Origin of the sequence: Pseudomonas sp. FH1 (assembly GCF_000510895.2) — a bacterium.
GTDB classification, from domain to species: domain Bacteria; phylum Pseudomonadota; class Gammaproteobacteria; order Pseudomonadales; family Pseudomonadaceae; genus Aquipseudomonas; species Aquipseudomonas azotoformans_A.
The window spans coordinates 15646-32583 of sequence record NZ_AOHM01000123.1 but is presented as its reverse complement, the minus strand read 5'-3'; the positions used below and the strand labels follow the sequence as shown (position 1 = coordinate 32583).

Here is a 16938-nt window from a genome sequence, read left to right as displayed (position 1 = left end):
AAATATAAATCGTGTTTTATCGCCTGATTAATCTGTTATCAGAATATGTTCGATATCGTCCTGCTAAAAACCTTTGTTGCCGTGGTGGATGAAGAAGGCTTCAGCCGCGCCGCTGCCCGTTTGCACCTCACCCAATCGGCGGTCAGCGGGCATCTGCGTCGTTTGGAGGAACAGGTGGGCAAGCCCTTGCTCACCCGCACCACGCGCTCCCAGCAACTGACGCCTGACGGCGAACGCCTGATGGCGTATGCAAGGGGCATCCTGGCGCTGAATCGCAATGCCTGGGCCGAGCTGACGCGCTCGGCATTTGAAGGAAATCTGCGCGTTGGAGTGTCGGAAGAGTTCGCGGATGCGCGTCTGTTGCGCGAGTTGCAGGAGGTTGCCGCGCAATACCCCGGCCTGCAAATCACTGTGCAGGTGGGGATTCCCGGTTCGTTGCTGGCATTGATGAAGCAGGGCGAGCTGGATGTTGTGGTCGGTTCATTGTGCGAATCCAGCGAGCCTGGCCTGGCGCTGTGGCAGGAGCCGCTGGTGTGGGCCTGGTCTGCGCAACCGCTGACGACGTTGCCGACGCCCTTGCCCTTGGCGCTGTTTCCCGAGCCTTGCCCTTATCGCGAAGCGGCGCTTTCACGTCTGGCCCAGGCGGGCATCGTTCAGCGTACCGCTATGCTGTGCTCAAGCTATGCGGCGCTGCATGCCGCTGCGTTGGCGGGGTTTGCCATTGCACCGATCGCGCGCAGCCAACTGGTGCCCGGCTTGACGGTACTCGGCGCCGAGCACGGGTTACCCGAATTGCCCGATGCCGAGTTCCGCCTGTTCAGCGCGCCGGAGGCGGATCCACGCATGGTCGAGGTGATCACCGAAGTAGTGGTCCGCTACGGCGCTTCCTTGCGCTAGCGCAACCAGTTGGTGCGCGCCAGCTCGATCACCTCATCGCCACGGCCACTCATCACCGCCTTGAGCATATACAGGCTGAACCCCTTGGCCTGTTCCAGCTTGATGGTCGGCGGCATCACCAGCTCCTGGGTCGCGGTGACTACGTCCACCAGCACCGGGCCGTCATGGGCGAGGGCGCGGCGCAGGGCCGGTTCCAGGTCTTCGGACTGCTCCACGCGAATGCCGAGGATGCCCATGGCGTTGGACATGGCGGCGAAGTCCGGGTTTTTCAGCTCGGTACCGGCATCCAGATAGCCCGCTGCCTTCATTTCCATGGCTACGAACCCCAAGGAAGAGTTATCGAAAACGATGACTTTCACCGGCAGCTTCAGCTGCGCCAACGAGATGAAATCCCCCATCAGCATGGCGAAACCACCGTCACCCGACATCGAGATCACCTGCCGATCCGGAAAGGCTGCTTGCGCACCTATCGCCTGGGGCATGGCATTGGCCATCGAGCCGTGGTTGAACGAACCGATCAGGCGGCGCTTGCCATTCATCTTCAAATAGCGCGCAGCCCACACGGTGGGCGATCCGACATCGGCGGTAAAGATTGCATCGTCATCCGCCAATTCACTGAGCAAGCGTGCGACGTATTGCGGGTGAATCGGTCGATTGGCTTTTGAGGGTTGAGCGAGGTCGTCCAGCCCTTGGCGGGCTTTCTCGTAATGCTTCAGGGACGTTTCGAGAAAGCTGCGATCGGTCTTGCGCGTCAGGCGCGGCAGCAGGGCGCCGATGGTTTCGCTGACATCCGCGGCAATGCCCAGGTCCAGTGTGGCGCGGCGGCCGAGGGCCTGCGGGTTACGGTCGACCTGAATGATCTTGGCGTCGGTTGGGTAGAACTGGCGGTAGGGGAAGTCGGTGCCGAGCATGATCAAGGTGTCGCAGTCGAGCATGGCATGGTAGCCAGAGCTGAAGCCGATCAGGCCGGTCATGCCCACGTCGAACGGGTTGTCCCATTCCACGTGTTCTTTACCGCGCAGGGCGTGTACCACAGGGGCGCCGAGGGCGTCGGCCAGGGCCACCACCTGGTCATGGGCGCCGGCACAGCCGCTGCCACACAGCAGGGTGGTTTTCTGGCTGCTTTCCAGGATCTCGGTGAGGCGTTGCAGGTCCTGCTCCGCCGGCAGCGTGCGTGGCGCATGCAAGGCGGGCCACGGCTTGAGCTTGTCTTCGACTTCCAGCAGCGACACATCGCCCGGAATCACCACCACCGCCACGCCGCGATTGAGGATCGCCGACCGCATGGCGCGGTGCAGCACGTGAGGCATCTGTTCGGGGTTGGTGACCAGCTCGATAAAGTGGCTGCACTCCTTGAACAGTTCCTGCGGATGGGTTTCCTGGAAGTAGTTCAGGCCGATCTCCGACGACGGGATCTGCGCGGCAATCGCCAGCACCGGCACATGATTGCGATGGCAGTCGAACAGGCCATTGATCAAATGCAGGTTGCCCGGCCCACAACTGCCGGCGCACACAGTCAGTTCTCCGGTGGCCGCCGCTTCGGCGCCGGCGGCGAACGCAGCCACCTCCTCATGACGCACATGCATCCACTCGATACTGTCCATGGTGCGCAGGGCGTCGGTGAGGCCGTTGAGGCTGTCGCCGGTCAGGCCCCAGATGCGCTTGATCCCCGCCTGTTCAAGGGTTGTCGCCAATTGCTGGGCCAGGTTGATTTTCGCCATGAAGAACTCCAATCGTCAGTGAGGTTAAAAACTGCTGATCAATAGGGGACAGTTCGATCACGGCGGATGTTCATCCTTTAATGTGAAGATTGCGTCATGGCCGCCCGGTATTGCCGGGTGCGTCGCGCCAGAAACCATTGGTCACGCACCAGCGCCATGCACGGCGCGACGTTGGCCTTGGGCAAATGGCCGCGGCTGAGGCGGCGCATCTGGTAGCGCACCACGGCAAGGACGGCGAGGGAGGCCAGGGGTTTGCGCTTCCAATCGATGGGCTTGAGTTGTGGGTGGGGGTCGCGGCCCTCACGCCAGTGCTGGATCAACTGCGGTTCCAGGGTCAGGGCCGTGGCGATCCCGGCCATGGCGACGCCGCTGTCCAGCACCTGTTGCACGATGGGCAGGCGACGGATGCCGCCGGTGACCATCACCGGCATCTTGGCAATGGTCGCCAGTTGGCTGGCGAACTCCAGGAAGTACGCCTCCCGCGCCAGGGTACGGCCGTCACGCGCTTCGCCTTGCATGGCCGGTGCTTCGTAACTGCCGCCGGATAATTCCAGCAGGTCGATGGGCAGCGGGTTGAGCATTTCGACCACGGCGCGTGCATCGGCTTCTGCAAAACCGCCCCGTTGGAAGTCGGCGGAGTTGAGTTTGACGGCGACACAAAACGACGGGCTGACGTTGGCGCGTACCGCACGGATCACTTCCAGCAACAACCGCGCGCGGTTCTCCAGGGAGCCGCCCCAGCGGTCGGTGCGTTGATTGCTCAACGGCGACAGGAACTGGCTGAGCAAGTAGCCATGGGCGCCGTGGATCTGCACGCCGGTAAACCCGGCTTTTTCAGCCAGGCGTGCGCTGGTGGCAAAGCGCTGGATCACATCCTGGATATCGTCCTCGGTCATGGCCTTGGGCGTGGCAAACATCTTGGAGAAACCGCCCAGGTCGAGCGCCACGGCGGACGGTGCAATGGCTTGCTGGCGCAAGTTGGCCGGTGTCTGGCGGCCTGGGTGGCTGAGCTGAACCCAGAAGTGCACGCCGTTGCCGCGCGCCACGTCGGTCCACTCGCGAAAGCTCGCCAGGTGCTGCTCGTCTTCGAGGGCCACGCCGCCAGGGCCGGTCATGGCGCGGCGGTCGACCATCACGTTGCCGGTGATCAACAAGCCAGGCTCGCCCTGCGCCCAAGCCTTGTACAGCTGCTTCAGTTCAGGGGACGGTGCCTGATTGCCGTCGGCCATGTTTTCTTCCATCGCGGCCTTGGCGATGCGGTTGGAGAGGACTTGGCCATTGGGCAGTTGCAGGGCTTCAAAGGGTGACATGGGTTGACTCCTGAGCGGGGGAGGCCTCAGGCTAAGCTTAAAGTTAACTTTAATGTCAAGCAGGTGCGGCGATGAATATTGGTGAGCTGGCAAAGCAGAGTGGGCTGGCGGCGTCGCGGATCCGCTTTTATGAGGCCGAGGGGCTGATCAGCCAGGTGGGGCGTCAGGCCAATGGTTATCGGCGCTACTCGGCGGAAGCATTGCAGACGTTGCAGCTGATTCAGAGCGCGCAACAGGCCGGTTTTACCTTGCAGGAACTCAAGGCGCTGATGCCTGCGCCGGGTGAGCATAAGCGTGAAGAGCTGATCGAGGCGCTGGAGCGCAAGGTGGCGCAGATCGAAGAGATGCAAGCGCAACTGGCTCATAGCAAGGCGCAATTGCTGGGAGTGATCGAAGCGGTGCGGGCGCAGCCCGAAGGTGTGCCGTGCAGCATGGGGCAAAAGCAGGTGCTGGCGTCGATCAAACTCAATGCATAAAAAAAGCCCTGGCATGCCAGGGCTTTTTCATGCGCCAAGACTCAGCGACGACGGAACAACGGCAGAGGTTCATCCGTGGCGGCCTGGTACGTCACCGAGAAGTCCTTGAGGCTTTCCAGCGCTTCGTAGGGGTCTTTGTCGGCGCGCAGGGCGAAGGCATCGAACCCGCAGCGGCGCAGGTAGAACAGTTGGTCGCGCAGCACATCGCCAATCGCGCGCAGCTCGCCTTTGTAGCCATAACGGTCACGTAGCAAGCGGGCGTTGGAGTAATTGCGACCGTCGGTGAAGGCCGGGAAGTTAAGGGCTATGACCTGGAAGTGCTCCACGTCGTCACCGATTTCTTCGGCTTCTTCCTCTGCATCCAGCCATACGCCCAGGCCGCCATCGCGGGCCTTGAGGGCGTGCGCGTGTTCGCGCCACAGGGCCAACGGCACGATCAGGTCGTCGCAGTTGGAAATGCCGTCGAAGCTCGCGTCCTTGGGCAGCAGGTGCCAGGTTTCGTCGAGGACTTCGTTGTTCTTAATGATTCGCTGCATAGACGCGCTCCTTGAACAGGTCGATGCCGATGCGCTGGTAGGTGTCGATGAAACGCTCATCTTCGGTGCGCTGTTCGATGTACACATCGATCAACTTGCCGATCACCTCAGGCATGGCTTCCTGGGCGAAGGATGGGCCGAGGATCTTGCCCAGGCTCGCATCGCGGCTGGCGCTGCCACCCAGGGACACTTGGTAGAATTCTTCGCCTTTCTTGTCCACGCCCAGGATGCCGATGTGGCCGACGTGGTGGTGACCACAGGCGTTCATGCAACCGGAAATGTTCAGGTCCAGCTCGCCGATGTCGAACAGGTAATCCAGGTCGTCGAAACGGCGCTGGATCGATTCGGCAATCGGGATCGACTTGGCGTTGGCCAGGGAGCAGAAGTCGCCGCCCGGGCAGCAGATGATGTCGGTCAGCAGGCCGATATTCGGCGTGGCGAAACCGCCTTCGCGCAGCTCGCCCCACAGGGTGAACAGTTGGCTCTGTTCGACGTCCGCGAGGATGATGTTCTGCTCGTGGGAGGTGCGCAGTTGACCGAAGCTGTAGCGCTCGGCCAGGTCGGCGACGGCGTCCAGCTGCTTGTCGGTGATATCGCCCGGTGCAACACCGGTCGGTTTCAGCGACAGGGTCACCGCCACGTATCCCGGCTTCTTGTGCGCCAGGGTGTTGCGGCCACGCCAGCGGGCGAAGCCTGGGTGTTCTTGGTCCAGCGCTGCGAACTCGGCGTCCTGATTGCTCAGGGCTTTGTATTCAGGGTCGACGAAGTGCTTGGCGACGCGGTGCACTTCGGCTTCGGTCAGGGTGGTCTGGCCGCCGCGCAGGTGTTCCATCTCGGCGTCGACTTTCTGGGCGAACACCTCAGGGGTCAGCGCCTTGACCAGGATCTTGATCCGGGCCTTGTACTTGTTGTCACGACGGCCGTAGCGGTTGTAGACCCGCAGGATCGCGTCGAGGTAGCTCAACAGGTCTTGCCACGGCAAGAATTCGTTGATGAAGGCACCGACCACCGGGGTACGGCCCAGGCCGCCACCGACCAATACGCGAAAGCCCAGCTCGCCGGCTGCGTTGTGCACCGGCTCCAGGCCGATATCGTGCACTTCGATGGCCGCACGGTCCGAGGTCGAGCCATTGATGGCGATCTTGAACTTGCGCGGCAGGTAGGCGAATTCCGGGTGGAAGGTGGTCCATTGGCGGACGATTTCGCACCAGGGGCGTGGGTCGATCAGCTCGTCGGCGGCAACACCGGCGAATTGGTCGGTGGTCACGTTGCGCAGGCAGTTACCGCTGGTCTGAATGGCGTGCATCTGCACGGTGGCCAATTCAGCCAGGATGTCCGGCACATCTTCCAGCGCCGGCCAGTTGAACTGTACGTTCTGGCGGGTACTGATGTGGGCATAGCCTTTGTCGAAGTCGCGGGCAATCTTGGCCATCATGCGCGTCTGGCGCGACGTCAGTTGGCCATAGGGCACGGCCACCCGCAGCATCGGCGCAAAGCGCTGAACATAAAGGCCATTTTGCAGGCGCAGAGGGCGGAACTCTTCTTCGCTCAGTTCACCTGCCAGATAGCGTCGGGTCTGATCACGGAACTGCTTGACGCGGTCCTCGATGATGCGCTGATCGTATTCGTCGTATACGTACATATAGGTCCTGTTCTCGGCAAATCTGCGCGCACGGCCGCGCACTCCCAACGGAGCCGGCGCACGATACCAGTTTGCGTTTATGCGCAAAAGTGATGTTTGAGTATATGCAAATAACCAAATCGCCTAATGAGAACCGTTATCGCCATACCCACATTTGTCATGCGGGCAATCGTCAACTTTACTGTGAGCGTGTTTAGGGGGCGTTCTCATCGATTTTCCCCGCCGCGTTGTGTCTTAAAGCGGGCCAGGCAAGGCGCAGGCCGCCGGGAATGGTGTTCCCTTTCCAAGGCCTGCAACGCAGCATGGCCCGCTTTCAGGCACAACCCGAAGGGCCGGGCCTGCTGCTGTGCAGGGCTGCGTTGCTCGAAGCTTATTTGGAAAAACCAAACTACGCTTCTCGCGCCTTGCCCTGCACAGCAGCAGACCCGGCGCGGCGGGGAAAATCGATGAGAACGCCCCCTAGCAATCACCTATAAAACCGACAAGAGGCGATGCGATGAGCAATCCGACAAAAGCCCGTAAACCCGACAGTACCGTTGATGCCTGGGCCATCCTGTTCCTGATCATTCTGGTCGTGGGAACTGCCGTGTTCTGGGTAAGCCACCAGTAAACAGCCTCGATTGACTGTCGCAATGCCACTATCATGGCGGTCAATATTCAAGGCTTGAACATCCATGTCGAAGGTGCTGATTGCGTGTGTGTGGTTGCTGGGATCGGCGTACGGGGCGATGGCCCATGCCACGTCGGTGGTGTTTCTCAACCCTGGCATGTCGACGGAAACCTTCTGGGTCAGCTACGCGCAATTCATGCAGGCCGGTGCCAAGGACCTCGGCCTGCATTTGCGTGTGCGCTATGCCGAGCGTGACGCCCATAACACCCTGAGCCAGGCCCGCGAAGCACTGCAAGGCAGCGAGCGGCCGGATTATCTGGTGCTGGTGAACGAGCAGTACGTCGCCCCGCAGATCCTGCGCATGGCCCAGGGCAGTGGGGTGAAGCTGCTGATCGTGAACAACGCGCTGACCGCCGATCAGGTGCAATTGCTCGGCAACAGTGCAGGCTGGATCGCCAGCATGGTTGCCGACGACGAACAGGCCGGCTACCTGATGCTCACCGATCTACTGCGCCAGCACGGTCCGGTCGCAGCCGGTGAGACCATCGACCTGCTGGCATTCTCCGGCACCAAGACCACCCCTGCCGCGCAATTGCGCGAACAGGGCTTGCACCGCGCCCTGGCCGAGCACCCTGAAGTACGCCTGCGCCAGTTGGTCTACGGCGAATGGAGCCGTCAACGTGCGTTCGAGCAAGCCACGCTGCTGTTCAAGCGCTATCCGCAAACCGCGCTGGTGTGGTCGGCCAACGACGAGATGGCGCTGGGTGCCATGCAGGCGTTACAGGACAGCGGGCGCGTGCCGGGCAAGGAGGTGTTGTTCAGCGCGGTGAACAGTTCGCCGCAGATCTTGCAGGCGCGGCTGGAAGGGCGCTTGAGTACGCTGGTCGCCGGGCATTTCACCCTGGGCGGCTGGGCGATGGTGTTGATCAATGATGACGCCAAGGGCGTGGATATCAGCGCCCATGGTGGGCGTGACCGCCAGCAAGCGCTGTTCCAGCTGATAGACGCCTCCCAGGCACAACGCTTGCTGGGGCCCACGGCGCCCGTTGATTTTCGCGCACTGTCTGCCGTCGGCAAGCCGGCGTCCTACCGTTACCCGTTCAGCCTGCAACTGCTGCTGCGCTAGACACCGGCCAACAGCAGCACCAGCTTGACGATGCCGAACAGCGTCAAGGCAAACACCGCCGTGAACAGAATGCCCAGCACTACAAAGTGGCTGGGTTTGCCGTGTGTGAAGTCGCGGGCGCGGTTCTTGCCGCTTTGCACGCCAAACGCGGCCGCCATCACGCTGTGCAGCATTTGCCAGAAGGTAGGGGGCTTGTTGTTGACTGGATCGTCCATACATCCCTCGACACAAGGTGTGTGAGGGACAGCATAGACAATCCCGCCTGGCTTAGTTGTCGTAACCCAGGTTCGGCGCCAACCAACGCTCGGTCACGCTAAGGTCCTGGCCTTTGCGCGCTGTATAGCTCGCCACCTGGTCCTTGTCGATCTTGCCCACGGCAAAGTACTGCGCCTGCGGGTGGGCAAAGTACCAACCGCTGACCGCTGCCGCCGGGAACATCGCGTAGTGCTCGGTGAGGAACACGCCGCTGCGGCCCGCTTCCATCTCGCGTGCCTCCGGGTCCAGCAGTTGGAACAAGGTGCCTTTCTCGGTGTGGTCCGGGCACGCCGGGTAGCCCGGGGCAGGGCGGATGCCGCTGTACTGCTCCTTGATCAGCGCCTCGTTGTCCAGTTGCTCGTCCTTGGCGTAACCCCAGTAGTCTTTACGCACTTGCTGGTGCAGCCACTCGGCGCAGGCTTCGGCCAGGCGGTCGGCCAGGGCCTTGACCATGATCGAGTTGTAGTCGTCGCCCGCGTCCTGGTAGACCTTGGCCACTTCTTCGGCGCCGATGCCGGCAGTGGTGATGAAACCACCGATGTAGTCGGTCACGCCGCTGTCCTTGGGCGCCACGAAGTCGGCCAGGGAGAAGTTCGGCTTGCCGTCGGTCTTGATGATCTGCTGGCGCAGGTGGTGCAACTTGGCGATTGGCTGGCCGTCGTCACCGTAGACTTCCAGGTCGTCGTCCTTCACCTGATTGGCCGGCCAGAAGCCGAATACCGCGCGGGCGCTGATGAGTTTTTCGTCGATCAGTTTCTTGAGCATTTCCCGGGCATCGGCGTACAGCGCGGTCGCCGCTTCACCGACAACTTCATCAGTCAGAATGCGTGGGAATTTCCCCGCCAGGTCCCAGGAAATGAAGAACGGCGTCCAGTCGATGTACTCGGCCAGCACCTTGAGGTCGATATTGTCCAGCACCTTGGCGCCGGTAAAGGTCGGCACTACCGGCGTGTAGGTGCTCCAGTCGAACTGCGGCTTCTTGGCGATGGCGGCCGGGTAGCTCAGGCGTTCGGTGCGGGCGCTGCGGTTTGCGGTGCGTTCACGCACTTCCACGTATTCCTCGCGGGTACGCTCCACGAAGCCGGCTTTCAGCTCCTTGGACAGCAACTGAGTCGCCACGCCGACCGCACGCGAGGCGTCGGTGACATACACCACGGCATCGTTGCTGTACTTGGGCTCGATCTTCACCGCTGTGTGCGCCTTGGAGGTGGTGGCGCCACCGATCATCAGCGGCAGGTGGAAGTCCTGGCGCTGCATCTCACGGGCCACGTGCACCATCTCGTCCAGGGACGGCGTGATCAGGCCGGACAGCCCGATGATGTCGCACTTCTGCTCCTTGGCCACCTGCAGGATCTTCTCCGCCGGCACCATCACGCCGAGGTCGACGATGTCGTAGCCGTTGCAGCCTAGCACCACGCCGACGATGTTCTTGCCGATGTCATGCACGTCGCCTTTTACCGTGGCCATCAGGATCTTGCCCTTGGCTTCGGGCTTGTCGCCTTTTTCCAGCTCGATGAACGGGATCAAGTGGGCCACGGCCTGCTTCATCACGCGGGCGGATTTCACCACTTGGGGCAGGAACATTTTGCCCGCGCCAAACAGGTCGCCGACGATGTTCATGCCGGACATCAGCGGGCCTTCGATCACTTCGATAGGGCGCGCGAACGACAGTCGCGATTCTTCGGTGTCCTCGACAATATGCGTGGTGATGCCCTTGACCAGCGCGTGTTCCAGGCGCTTGTTCACCGGCCAGCCGCGCCATTCTTCGGTCTCGGCTTCTTTGACGCTGCCGTCGCCCTTGTACTTGTCGGCGATGGCGAGGAGGGCGTCGGTGCCGTCCGGCGTGCGGTTGAGCACCACGTCTTCCACGGCGTCACGCAGCTCGGCCGGGATCTGGTCGTAGATCTCCAACTGGCCGGCGTTGACGATGCCCATGGTCAGGCCGTTGCGGATCGCATACAGCAGGAACACCGAGTGGATCGCCTCACGCACCGGGTTGTTGCCACGGAACGAGAACGACACGTTGGACACGCCGCCGGAGCTCAATGCGTAGGGCAGTTCATCGCGGATGTAGGCACAGGCGTTGATGAAGTCGACGGCGTAGTTGTTGTGCTCTTCAATCCCGGTGGCGACCGCGAAGATGTTCGGGTCGAAGATGATGTCTTCCGGCGGGAAGCCGACTTCGTTCACCAGGATGTCGTAGGAGCGTTTGCAGATCTCTTTCTTGCGCGCTTCGGTGTCGGCCTGGCCGGCTTCGTCGAACGCCATCACTACCACGGCGGCGCCGTAGCGCTTGCACAGCTTGGCGTGGTGGATGAACTGCTCCACACCTTCCTTCATGCTGATGGAGTTGACGATGCCCTTGCCCTGGATGCACTTGAGGCCAGCCTCGATCACTTCCCACTTGGAGGAGTCGATCATGATCGGCACGCGGGAGATGTCCGGCTCGCCGGCAATCAGATTGAGGAAGGTCACCATGGCCTTCTTCGAATCCAGCATGCCCTCGTCCATGTTGATGTCGATCACCTGGGCGCCGGCTTCCACCTGCTGCAGGGCGACTTCCAGGGCTTCGGTGTAGTTGTCCTCGCGGATCAGGCGGGCGAACTTGGCCGAGCCGGTGATGTTGGTGCGCTCACCGACGTTGACGAACAACGAGCTGCGGTCGATGGTGAAAGGTTCCAGGCCCGACAGGCGGCAGGCCTTGGGGATATCCGGGATCTGGCGCGGCGCGTAACCGGCCACGGCCTTGGCGATGGCCTCGATGTGGCCCGGCGTGGTACCGCAGCAACCGCCGACAATGTTGAGAAAGCCGCTCTGGGCGAACTCTTCGATGACCTTGGCGGTTTGTGACGGCAATTCATCGTACTCGCCGAACTCGTTCGGCAGGCCGGCGTTCGGGTGCGCAGAAACGTGGGTGTTGGCCTTGTTCGACAACTCTTCCAGGTACGGACGCAGCTCGCTGGCACCGAGGGCGCAGTTCAGGCCGACGGAAATCGGCTTGGCGTGGGCCACGGAGTTCCAGAACGCTTCGGTGGTTTGGCCCGACAGGGTGCGGCCGGAGGCGTCGGTGATGGTGCCGGAGATCATGATCGGCAGTTCGATGTTCAATGCCTCGAACACGCCCTGCACGGCAAAGATCGCGGCCTTGGCGTTGAGGGTGTCGAAAATGGTCTCGATCAGGATCAGGTCGGCGCCGCCTTCGATCAGCCCTTTGGTGGCCTCGGTGTAGTTCTCCACCAGCTCATCGAAGGTTACGTTGCGGTAGCCGGGGTTGTTGACGTCGGGCGACAGCGAGCAGGTGCGGCTGGTCGGGCCGAGCACGCCGGCGACGAAACGCGGCTTGGCCGGGTTTTCGGCGGTCTTGGCGTCGGCGATCTTGCGCGCCAGGCGTGCGCCTTCTACGTTTAGCTCATAGGCCAGTTCTTCCATGCCGTAGTCGGCCATGGAGATGCGCGTGGCGTTGAAGGTGTTGGTTTCGAGGATGTCGGCACCGGCATCCAGGTAGGCTTTTTCGATGCCACCGATCACGTCCGGACGGGTGATCACCAGCAGGTCGTTGTTACCCTTGACGTCGCTTGGCCAATCGGCGAAGCGTTTGCCACGGTAGTCGTTTTCCTCAAGCTTGTAGCTCTGGATCATCGTGCCCATACCGCCGTCGAGGATCAGGATACGTTCCTTGAGGGCTTGATGAAGGGCTTGCAGACGAACGCTACGATCGGACATGGGACTACTCTGGTCAGGCATTTCGGAGGGCGTGAATCATAACAAACCTGTGCCGATTTAGAGCATGCGCAGTTTTTGCATGAATATCGTTCATGTTGTTGTGGGGTGTGGCCCGGTAGAATCACCGGCAAATTTTCAGCGTACGTATTGAATCGGGACCGGATACATGTCACTTCGCCTCATCACCAGCGCCGTCCTGGCACTGGTCGCCTGCATTGCACAGGCCGACGGACCCGCCCCGGCGATTTCGTACACCCGCGACATTCAACCCATCTTCACCGAGAAATGCGTGGCCTGCCACGCCTGCTACGACTCCGCCTGCCAACTGAACCTGGGCAGCGGCGAAGGCGCAGCCCGTGGCGCCAGCAAAGTGCCGGTCTACGATGGCGAGCGCAGCCAGGCGACGCCGACCACCCGTTTGTTTTATGACGCGTTTGGCAAGCAAGCCTGGCAGCAAAAGGGCTTCTATTCAGTCCTGGACGCCCAGGGCAGCCAGGCTGCCTTGATGGCGCGCATGCTGGAATTGGGCCATAACGCACCGCTGCAGCCCAACGCCAAGTTGCCTGAAGACATCGTGCTGGGCCTGAACCGTGAAAACATGTGCGCCATGCCGGGTGAGTTCAACGCTTACGCGGGTGCCCATCCCAAGGAAGGCATGCCGTTGGCAGTCACGGGGCTGACGGACCAGCAGTACCAGACCTTGCAACGCTGGCTCGCGTCCGGCGCACCTATCGACGAGCAAGGTCTGGCGCCCAGTGCCAAGGAAGCCCTGCAGGTGCAGCAGTGGGAAAACCTGTTCAACCAGCCCGGAGCGCGGGAAAGTCTGGTGGCGCGCTGGCTGTTCGAGCACTTGTTCCTCGCGCATATCTATTTTGAAAACGGCGAGCCAGGGCATTTCTTCCAGTGGGTGCGCTCGCGTACGCCAAGCGGCCAGCCAATCGACCTGATCGCCACTCGTCGCCCCAATGATGACCCAGGCACCCGTGTGTATTATCGCCTGTGGCCGGTGCAGGGCGTGATCGTGCATAAGACCCACATCACGTACCCGTTCAGTGCCGAGAAAATGGCACGTATCAAAGAGCTGTTCTACGCGGGCAACTGGCAGGTCGACGCGTTGCCGGGCTATGGCCCAGGCCGTCGCGCCAATCCGTTCGAAACCTTCGAAGCCATCCCGGCCAAGGCGCGTTACCAGTTCATGCTGGACAACGCCGAGTACTTCGTACGCACCTTTATCCGTGGACCGGTGTGCCGTGGGCAGATCGCCACGGACGTGATCCGCGACAACTTCTGGACCCTCTTCCAGGACCCGGAGCACGACCTCTACATCACCGATGCGCGCTATCGCGGCCAGGCCACGCCGTTGCTGGCCATGCCGGGGCAGAACGATGACGTCGGCAGCGTGCTCAGTCTGTGGCTGGCTTACCGCGACAAGCGCAATGCTTACGAGGCCCTGCGCCGCGACAGCTATGCCGACTTGCCGCCGCCAAGCTGGTCGAGCCTGTGGGCCGGCAATGACAATGCCTTGCTGAGCATCTTCCGCCACTTCGACAGCGCCTCGGTCACCAAAGGCCTGATCGGCGAAGTGCCGCAGACGATGTGGCTGTTCGACTACCCGCTGCTGGAGCGCACCTATTATCAGCTGGCGGTGAACTTCGATGTGTTCGGCAATGTGTCGCACCAGGCCCAGACCCGGTTGTACTTCGACCTGATCCGCAATGGCGCCGAGCAGAACTTCCTGCGCCTGATGCCGGCCGATTCTCGCGATGACTTTATGGATGATTGGTATCAGAACAGCGGAAAACTCAAGCTGTGGCTGGACTATGAGGCGATTGATGACGATAAGCCTACCGGCCTGCATCTAAGCGAAAACGATCCGAAGCGCGACTTTGCCAACCAGTTGCTGGCGCGATATGGAGATTTGAATGCGAGCCCGGATCCGATCAACCGTTGCACGGGTGCCTATTGCTCCCGTGATGGTGTCGACCCCGCCATTCAGGATGCGGAGCAGGCGCTGAGCCGCCTGACGTCACGCCCGGCCGCTGGGCTCAAGGTTATCGATCAATTGCCTGAAGCGACGATGCTGCGGGTTGAGACTGCCAATGGTCAGCGTGTGGTTTACAGCATGTTGCGTAATCGCGCGCACAGTAACGTGGCGTTTCTGTTGGGTGAGGCTTATCGCTATCAGCCGGGCCTGGATACGGTGACGATTTATCCGGGTGTGTTGAGCAGCTACCCGAACTTTATGTTCAATATTCCGGCCCAGGAAGTGCCGGAGTTTGTGGCTGAAATGGAGCGGGCCAAGGATGCCAAGCGGTTTGAGAAGATTGTGGATCGTTGGGGTGTGCGGCGTAGTCATCCGCTGTTTTGGCAGTATTTCCATGATTTGTCGGCGTATGTTCGTGAGACTACGCCGGTGGAGGAGGGGGTGTTGGATATGAATCGGTATGAGAATTTGTGAGGGGGGTACGCGTACATATCCGTTATTTAGGTGACGGCGGCTTATGGTTCCGCTCTTACAGCGGGTCACTTTTGGAGGGACCGGAATGCCGGCCCAGCCAAAAGTAACCAAAAGGTCCTCGCCCCAACACTCGGCACCTCGCTTAGGCTCGGTGTGCCCGAACGAAGGCTTGAATCCGTGGGCCGCCGCGATGGGCCATCCTTGGCCCAGCGCGGCTAACCCGGCGTCCTGCCGGGTTACCCACGGATTCAAGCCTGCGTTCGGCCAGCGTGTTTGACGGGGCGCCCCAGATCAAAATCAAGATCAAGAGCGACTCGCTTCGCATCGTAGATACGCGGTCCACTGTAGGAGCCGGCTTGCCGGCGAAAAACGTGAGAACGCCGCGTTTTGTCTGGTTACCCGCGTCATCGTTAACGTCTATCGCAGGCAAGCCAGCTCCTACAAGGTACCGCGTTTGCCCTTGCCTTTGCTCTACACCACTCAAGCCGGCTGTCAGGCCGCTGTGCTTTTGCTTTTGATTTTGATCTTAGGCGGCCCCCCAAATCCCTGTCGGATTACGGGCACACCGAGCCTAGGCGAGGTGCCGAGTGTTGGGGCAAGAGCCCTTTGGTTACTTTGGGACTCTTTTCCAAAGTGACCCGCTGTAAGGGCGGAACCAATATCAGCCGTTACCCAAATAACGGATATGTACACCCCCCCAACAAACCTATCCCGACAAAAACACTAGGACTTTGTACCTACGTAATATTTTGGCGTAAACTGCCGGCAAGCCTGTGAGGAGTTTCCATGACTGCCATAACCATTACCGACGCCGCCCACGATTACCTGGCTGACCTGCTGTCCAAGCAGAACACCCCAGGTATCGGCATCCGCGTCTTTATCACCCAGCCCGGCACCCAATACGCCGAGACTTGCATCGCCTACTGCAAGCCTGGGGAAGAGAAACCTGAAGACACCGCCCTGGGGCTGAAAAGCTTCACCGCCTACATCGATGCCTTCAGCGAAGCCTTCCTCGACGACGCCGTGGTCGACTACGCCACCGACCGCATGGGCGGCCAGCTGACCATCAAGGCGCCCAACGCCAAGGTGCCGAATGTCAACGCCGACAGCCCGGTGAACGAGCGCATCAACTACTACCTGCAGACCGAAATCAACCCCGGCCTTGCCAGCCACGGCGGCCAGGTCAGCCTGATCGACGTGGTTGATGACGGCATTGCGGTGTTGAAGTTTGGTGGCGGCTGCCAAGGCTGCGGCCAAGCGGACGTGACCCTGCGCGAAGGCATTGAGCGCACCTTGCTGGAGCGCATTCCAGAGCTCAAGGGCGTACGTGACGTGACCGACCACACGCAGAAAGAAAACGCCTACTACTGAGTAAGGTGTTCGCTGCGAACAAAAAAACGGCGCCCCGTGAGCGCCGTTTTTTTATGTCCCGTTTCAGGGGCGGTACAGATGGGCATGGCCCGCGCGATACAGCGACGATTCGCTGAAGCTGTCACTCGCCAACACCCGGCCGACCACAATCAATGCCGTGCGCCGAAAGCCCTTGGCCGACACCTTCTGGGCAATATCACTCAAGGTGCCCATCGCCCAATCCTGATCCGGCCAGGTCGCCCGGTGCACCACGGCAATCGGGCAGTCCGCGCCGTAATGCGGCAGCAGTTCAGCGACAATCTTCTCCAAGTGATTGACCCCCAGGTGAATCGCCATGGTGGTGCCATGTCGGGCCAGGCTGTCGAAATCCTCACCGTTGGGCATGCGGGTCTTGTCGGCGTAGCGGGTCAGGATCACGCTCTGGGCGATGTCAGGCAGGGTCAGCTCGGTTTCCAGCAAGGCGGCGCAGGCAGCCACGGCGGTGACGCCGGGAATGATCTGGAACGGAATGCCCAGCTCTCGCAGGTGGCGGATCTGTTCGCCAATGGCGCCATACAGGCTCGGGTCGCCAGAATGGACGCGCGCTACATCCTGGCCCTTCGCGTGGGCCGTCTTGATCAGATCGATGATTTGTTCCAGGTGTAATTCGGCACTGTTGACCACCGTTTGCGCCGAGTGGCCTTCCAATACCGCCGCCGGCACCAATGAGCCAGCATAGATGATCACCGGGCAGCTGCGGATCAACCGTTGGCCTTTGACGGTGATCAATTCCGGGTCGCCGGGGCCTGCGCCGATGAAGTAGACGGTCATGGT

12 protein-coding genes are annotated in these 16938 nt (G+C 61.2%); 5 read left to right on the top strand and 7 right to left on the bottom strand.

The window, feature by feature from the left end:
• The first annotated feature begins 45 nt into the window (after positions 1–45).
• Positions 46–897: a LysR family transcriptional regulator gene (locus tag H096_RS26230; protein WP_033902265.1), complete on the top strand. Its 852-nt coding sequence runs from the start codon at positions 46–48 to the stop codon at positions 895–897.
• Here the strand turns inward: H096_RS26230 and poxB are convergent.
• Entirely contained in the window at positions 894–2618 is a 1725-nt protein-coding gene (gene poxB, locus H096_RS26225) for a ubiquinone-dependent pyruvate dehydrogenase (protein WP_033902264.1), read from the bottom strand. The two genes, H096_RS26230 and poxB, sit on opposite strands and share 4 nt — an antisense overlap.
• A gap of 77 nt (positions 2619–2695) precedes the next feature.
• Positions 2696–3928 carry an NADH:flavin oxidoreductase/NADH oxidase family protein gene (locus tag H096_RS26220; protein WP_033902263.1) on the bottom strand — a complete coding sequence of 411 codons (1233 nt, stop codon included), beginning with the start codon at positions 3926–3928 and terminating at the stop codon, positions 2696–2698.
• 71 nt (positions 3929–3999) lie between these two features.
• On the opposite strand from H096_RS26220, the gene H096_RS26215 reads away from it, so the two are divergent.
• On the top strand, positions 4000–4404 hold the full coding sequence (locus H096_RS26215; RefSeq protein WP_033902262.1) for a MerR family transcriptional regulator: 405 nt from the start codon (positions 4000–4002) through the stop codon (positions 4402–4404).
• A 41-nt stretch (positions 4405–4445) separates the two neighbouring features.
• Here H096_RS26215 and H096_RS26210 read toward each other — a convergent pair whose 3' ends face one another.
• Both H096_RS26210 and H096_RS26205 read right to left on the bottom strand, forming a co-directional pair.
• The gene (locus H096_RS26210; protein WP_033902261.1) at positions 4446–4940 is read right to left on the bottom strand and encodes a DUF934 domain-containing protein; all 495 of its coding nucleotides are present in this window, start codon (positions 4938–4940) and stop codon (positions 4446–4448) included.
• Entirely contained in the window at positions 4924–6582 is a 1659-nt protein-coding gene (locus H096_RS26205) for a nitrite/sulfite reductase (RefSeq protein WP_033902260.1), read from the bottom strand. The genes H096_RS26210 and H096_RS26205 overlap by 17 nt, the downstream gene beginning before the upstream one ends.
• A gap of 674 nt (positions 6583–7256) precedes the next feature.
• Between H096_RS26205 and H096_RS26200 the strand changes: the two genes are divergently transcribed.
• A complete protein-coding gene (locus tag H096_RS26200; RefSeq protein ID WP_033902259.1) occupies positions 7257–8318 on the top strand; it encodes an ABC transporter substrate-binding protein in 1062 nt (353 codons plus the stop codon).
• Here H096_RS26200 and H096_RS26195 read toward each other — a convergent pair.
• Positions 8315–8533 carry a DUF2970 domain-containing protein gene (locus H096_RS26195; RefSeq protein ID WP_033902258.1) on the bottom strand — a complete coding sequence of 73 codons (219 nt, stop codon included), beginning with the start codon at positions 8531–8533 and terminating at the stop codon, positions 8315–8317. The genes H096_RS26200 and H096_RS26195 overlap by 4 nt on opposite strands.
• 52 nt (positions 8534–8585) lie before the next feature.
• Positions 8586–12296 (bottom strand): methionine synthase, encoded by a 3711-nt coding sequence (gene metH / locus H096_RS26190; protein WP_033902257.1) that lies wholly within the window; start codon positions 12294–12296, stop codon positions 8586–8588.
• 166 nt (positions 12297–12462) lie between these two features.
• Between metH and H096_RS26185 the strand changes: the two genes are divergently transcribed.
• On the top strand, positions 12463–14754 hold the full coding sequence (locus H096_RS26185; protein ID WP_033902256.1) for a fatty acid cis/trans isomerase: 2292 nt from the start codon (positions 12463–12465) through the stop codon (positions 14752–14754).
• A 786-nt stretch (positions 14755–15540) separates the two neighbouring features.
• On the top strand, positions 15541–16125 hold the full coding sequence (gene nfuA / locus H096_RS26180) for a Fe-S biogenesis protein NfuA (RefSeq protein WP_003190728.1): 585 nt from the start codon (positions 15541–15543) through the stop codon (positions 16123–16125).
• Between the two features lie 63 nt (positions 16126–16188).
• On the opposite strand, the gene cobM is transcribed toward nfuA, so the two are convergent.
• Complete coding sequence (cobM, locus tag H096_RS26175; protein ID WP_033902255.1) at positions 16189–16935, bottom strand: precorrin-4 C(11)-methyltransferase; 747 nt, start codon at positions 16933–16935, stop codon at positions 16189–16191.
• Positions 16936–16938 lie beyond the last annotated feature (3 nt).

Excerpts from the sequence above, each read along its gene's own strand:
- H096_RS26205 (WP_033902260.1), bottom strand. The coding sequence starts at position 6,582 with ATGTACGTATACGACGAATACGATCAGCGCATCATCGAGGACCGCGTC.
- H096_RS26195 (WP_033902258.1), bottom strand. The coding sequence starts at position 8,533 with ATGGACGATCCAGTCAACAACAAGCCCCCTACCTTCTGGCAAATGCTG.
- H096_RS26220 (WP_033902263.1), bottom strand. The coding sequence starts at position 3,928 with ATGTCACCCTTTGAAGCCCTGCAACTGCCCAATGGCCAAGTCCTCTCC.
- H096_RS26185 (WP_033902256.1), top strand. The coding sequence starts at position 12,463 with ATGTCACTTCGCCTCATCACCAGCGCCGTCCTGGCACTGGTCGCCTGC.
- poxB (WP_033902264.1), bottom strand. The coding sequence starts at position 2,618 with ATGGCGAAAATCAACCTGGCCCAGCAATTGGCGACAACCCTTGAACAG.
- H096_RS26230 (WP_033902265.1), top strand. The coding sequence starts at position 46 with ATGTTCGATATCGTCCTGCTAAAAACCTTTGTTGCCGTGGTGGATGAA.
- H096_RS26215 (WP_033902262.1), top strand. The coding sequence starts at position 4,000 with ATGAATATTGGTGAGCTGGCAAAGCAGAGTGGGCTGGCGGCGTCGCGG.
- cobM (WP_033902255.1), bottom strand. The coding sequence starts at position 16,935 with ATGACCGTCTACTTCATCGGCGCAGGCCCCGGCGACCCGGAATTGATC.
- H096_RS26200 (WP_033902259.1), top strand. The coding sequence starts at position 7,257 with ATGTCGAAGGTGCTGATTGCGTGTGTGTGGTTGCTGGGATCGGCGTAC.
- metH (WP_033902257.1), bottom strand. The coding sequence starts at position 12,296 with ATGTCCGATCGTAGCGTTCGTCTGCAAGCCCTTCATCAAGCCCTCAAG.
- nfuA (WP_003190728.1), top strand. The coding sequence starts at position 15,541 with ATGACTGCCATAACCATTACCGACGCCGCCCACGATTACCTGGCTGAC.
- H096_RS26210 (WP_033902261.1), bottom strand. The coding sequence starts at position 4,940 with ATGCAGCGAATCATTAAGAACAACGAAGTCCTCGACGAAACCTGGCAC.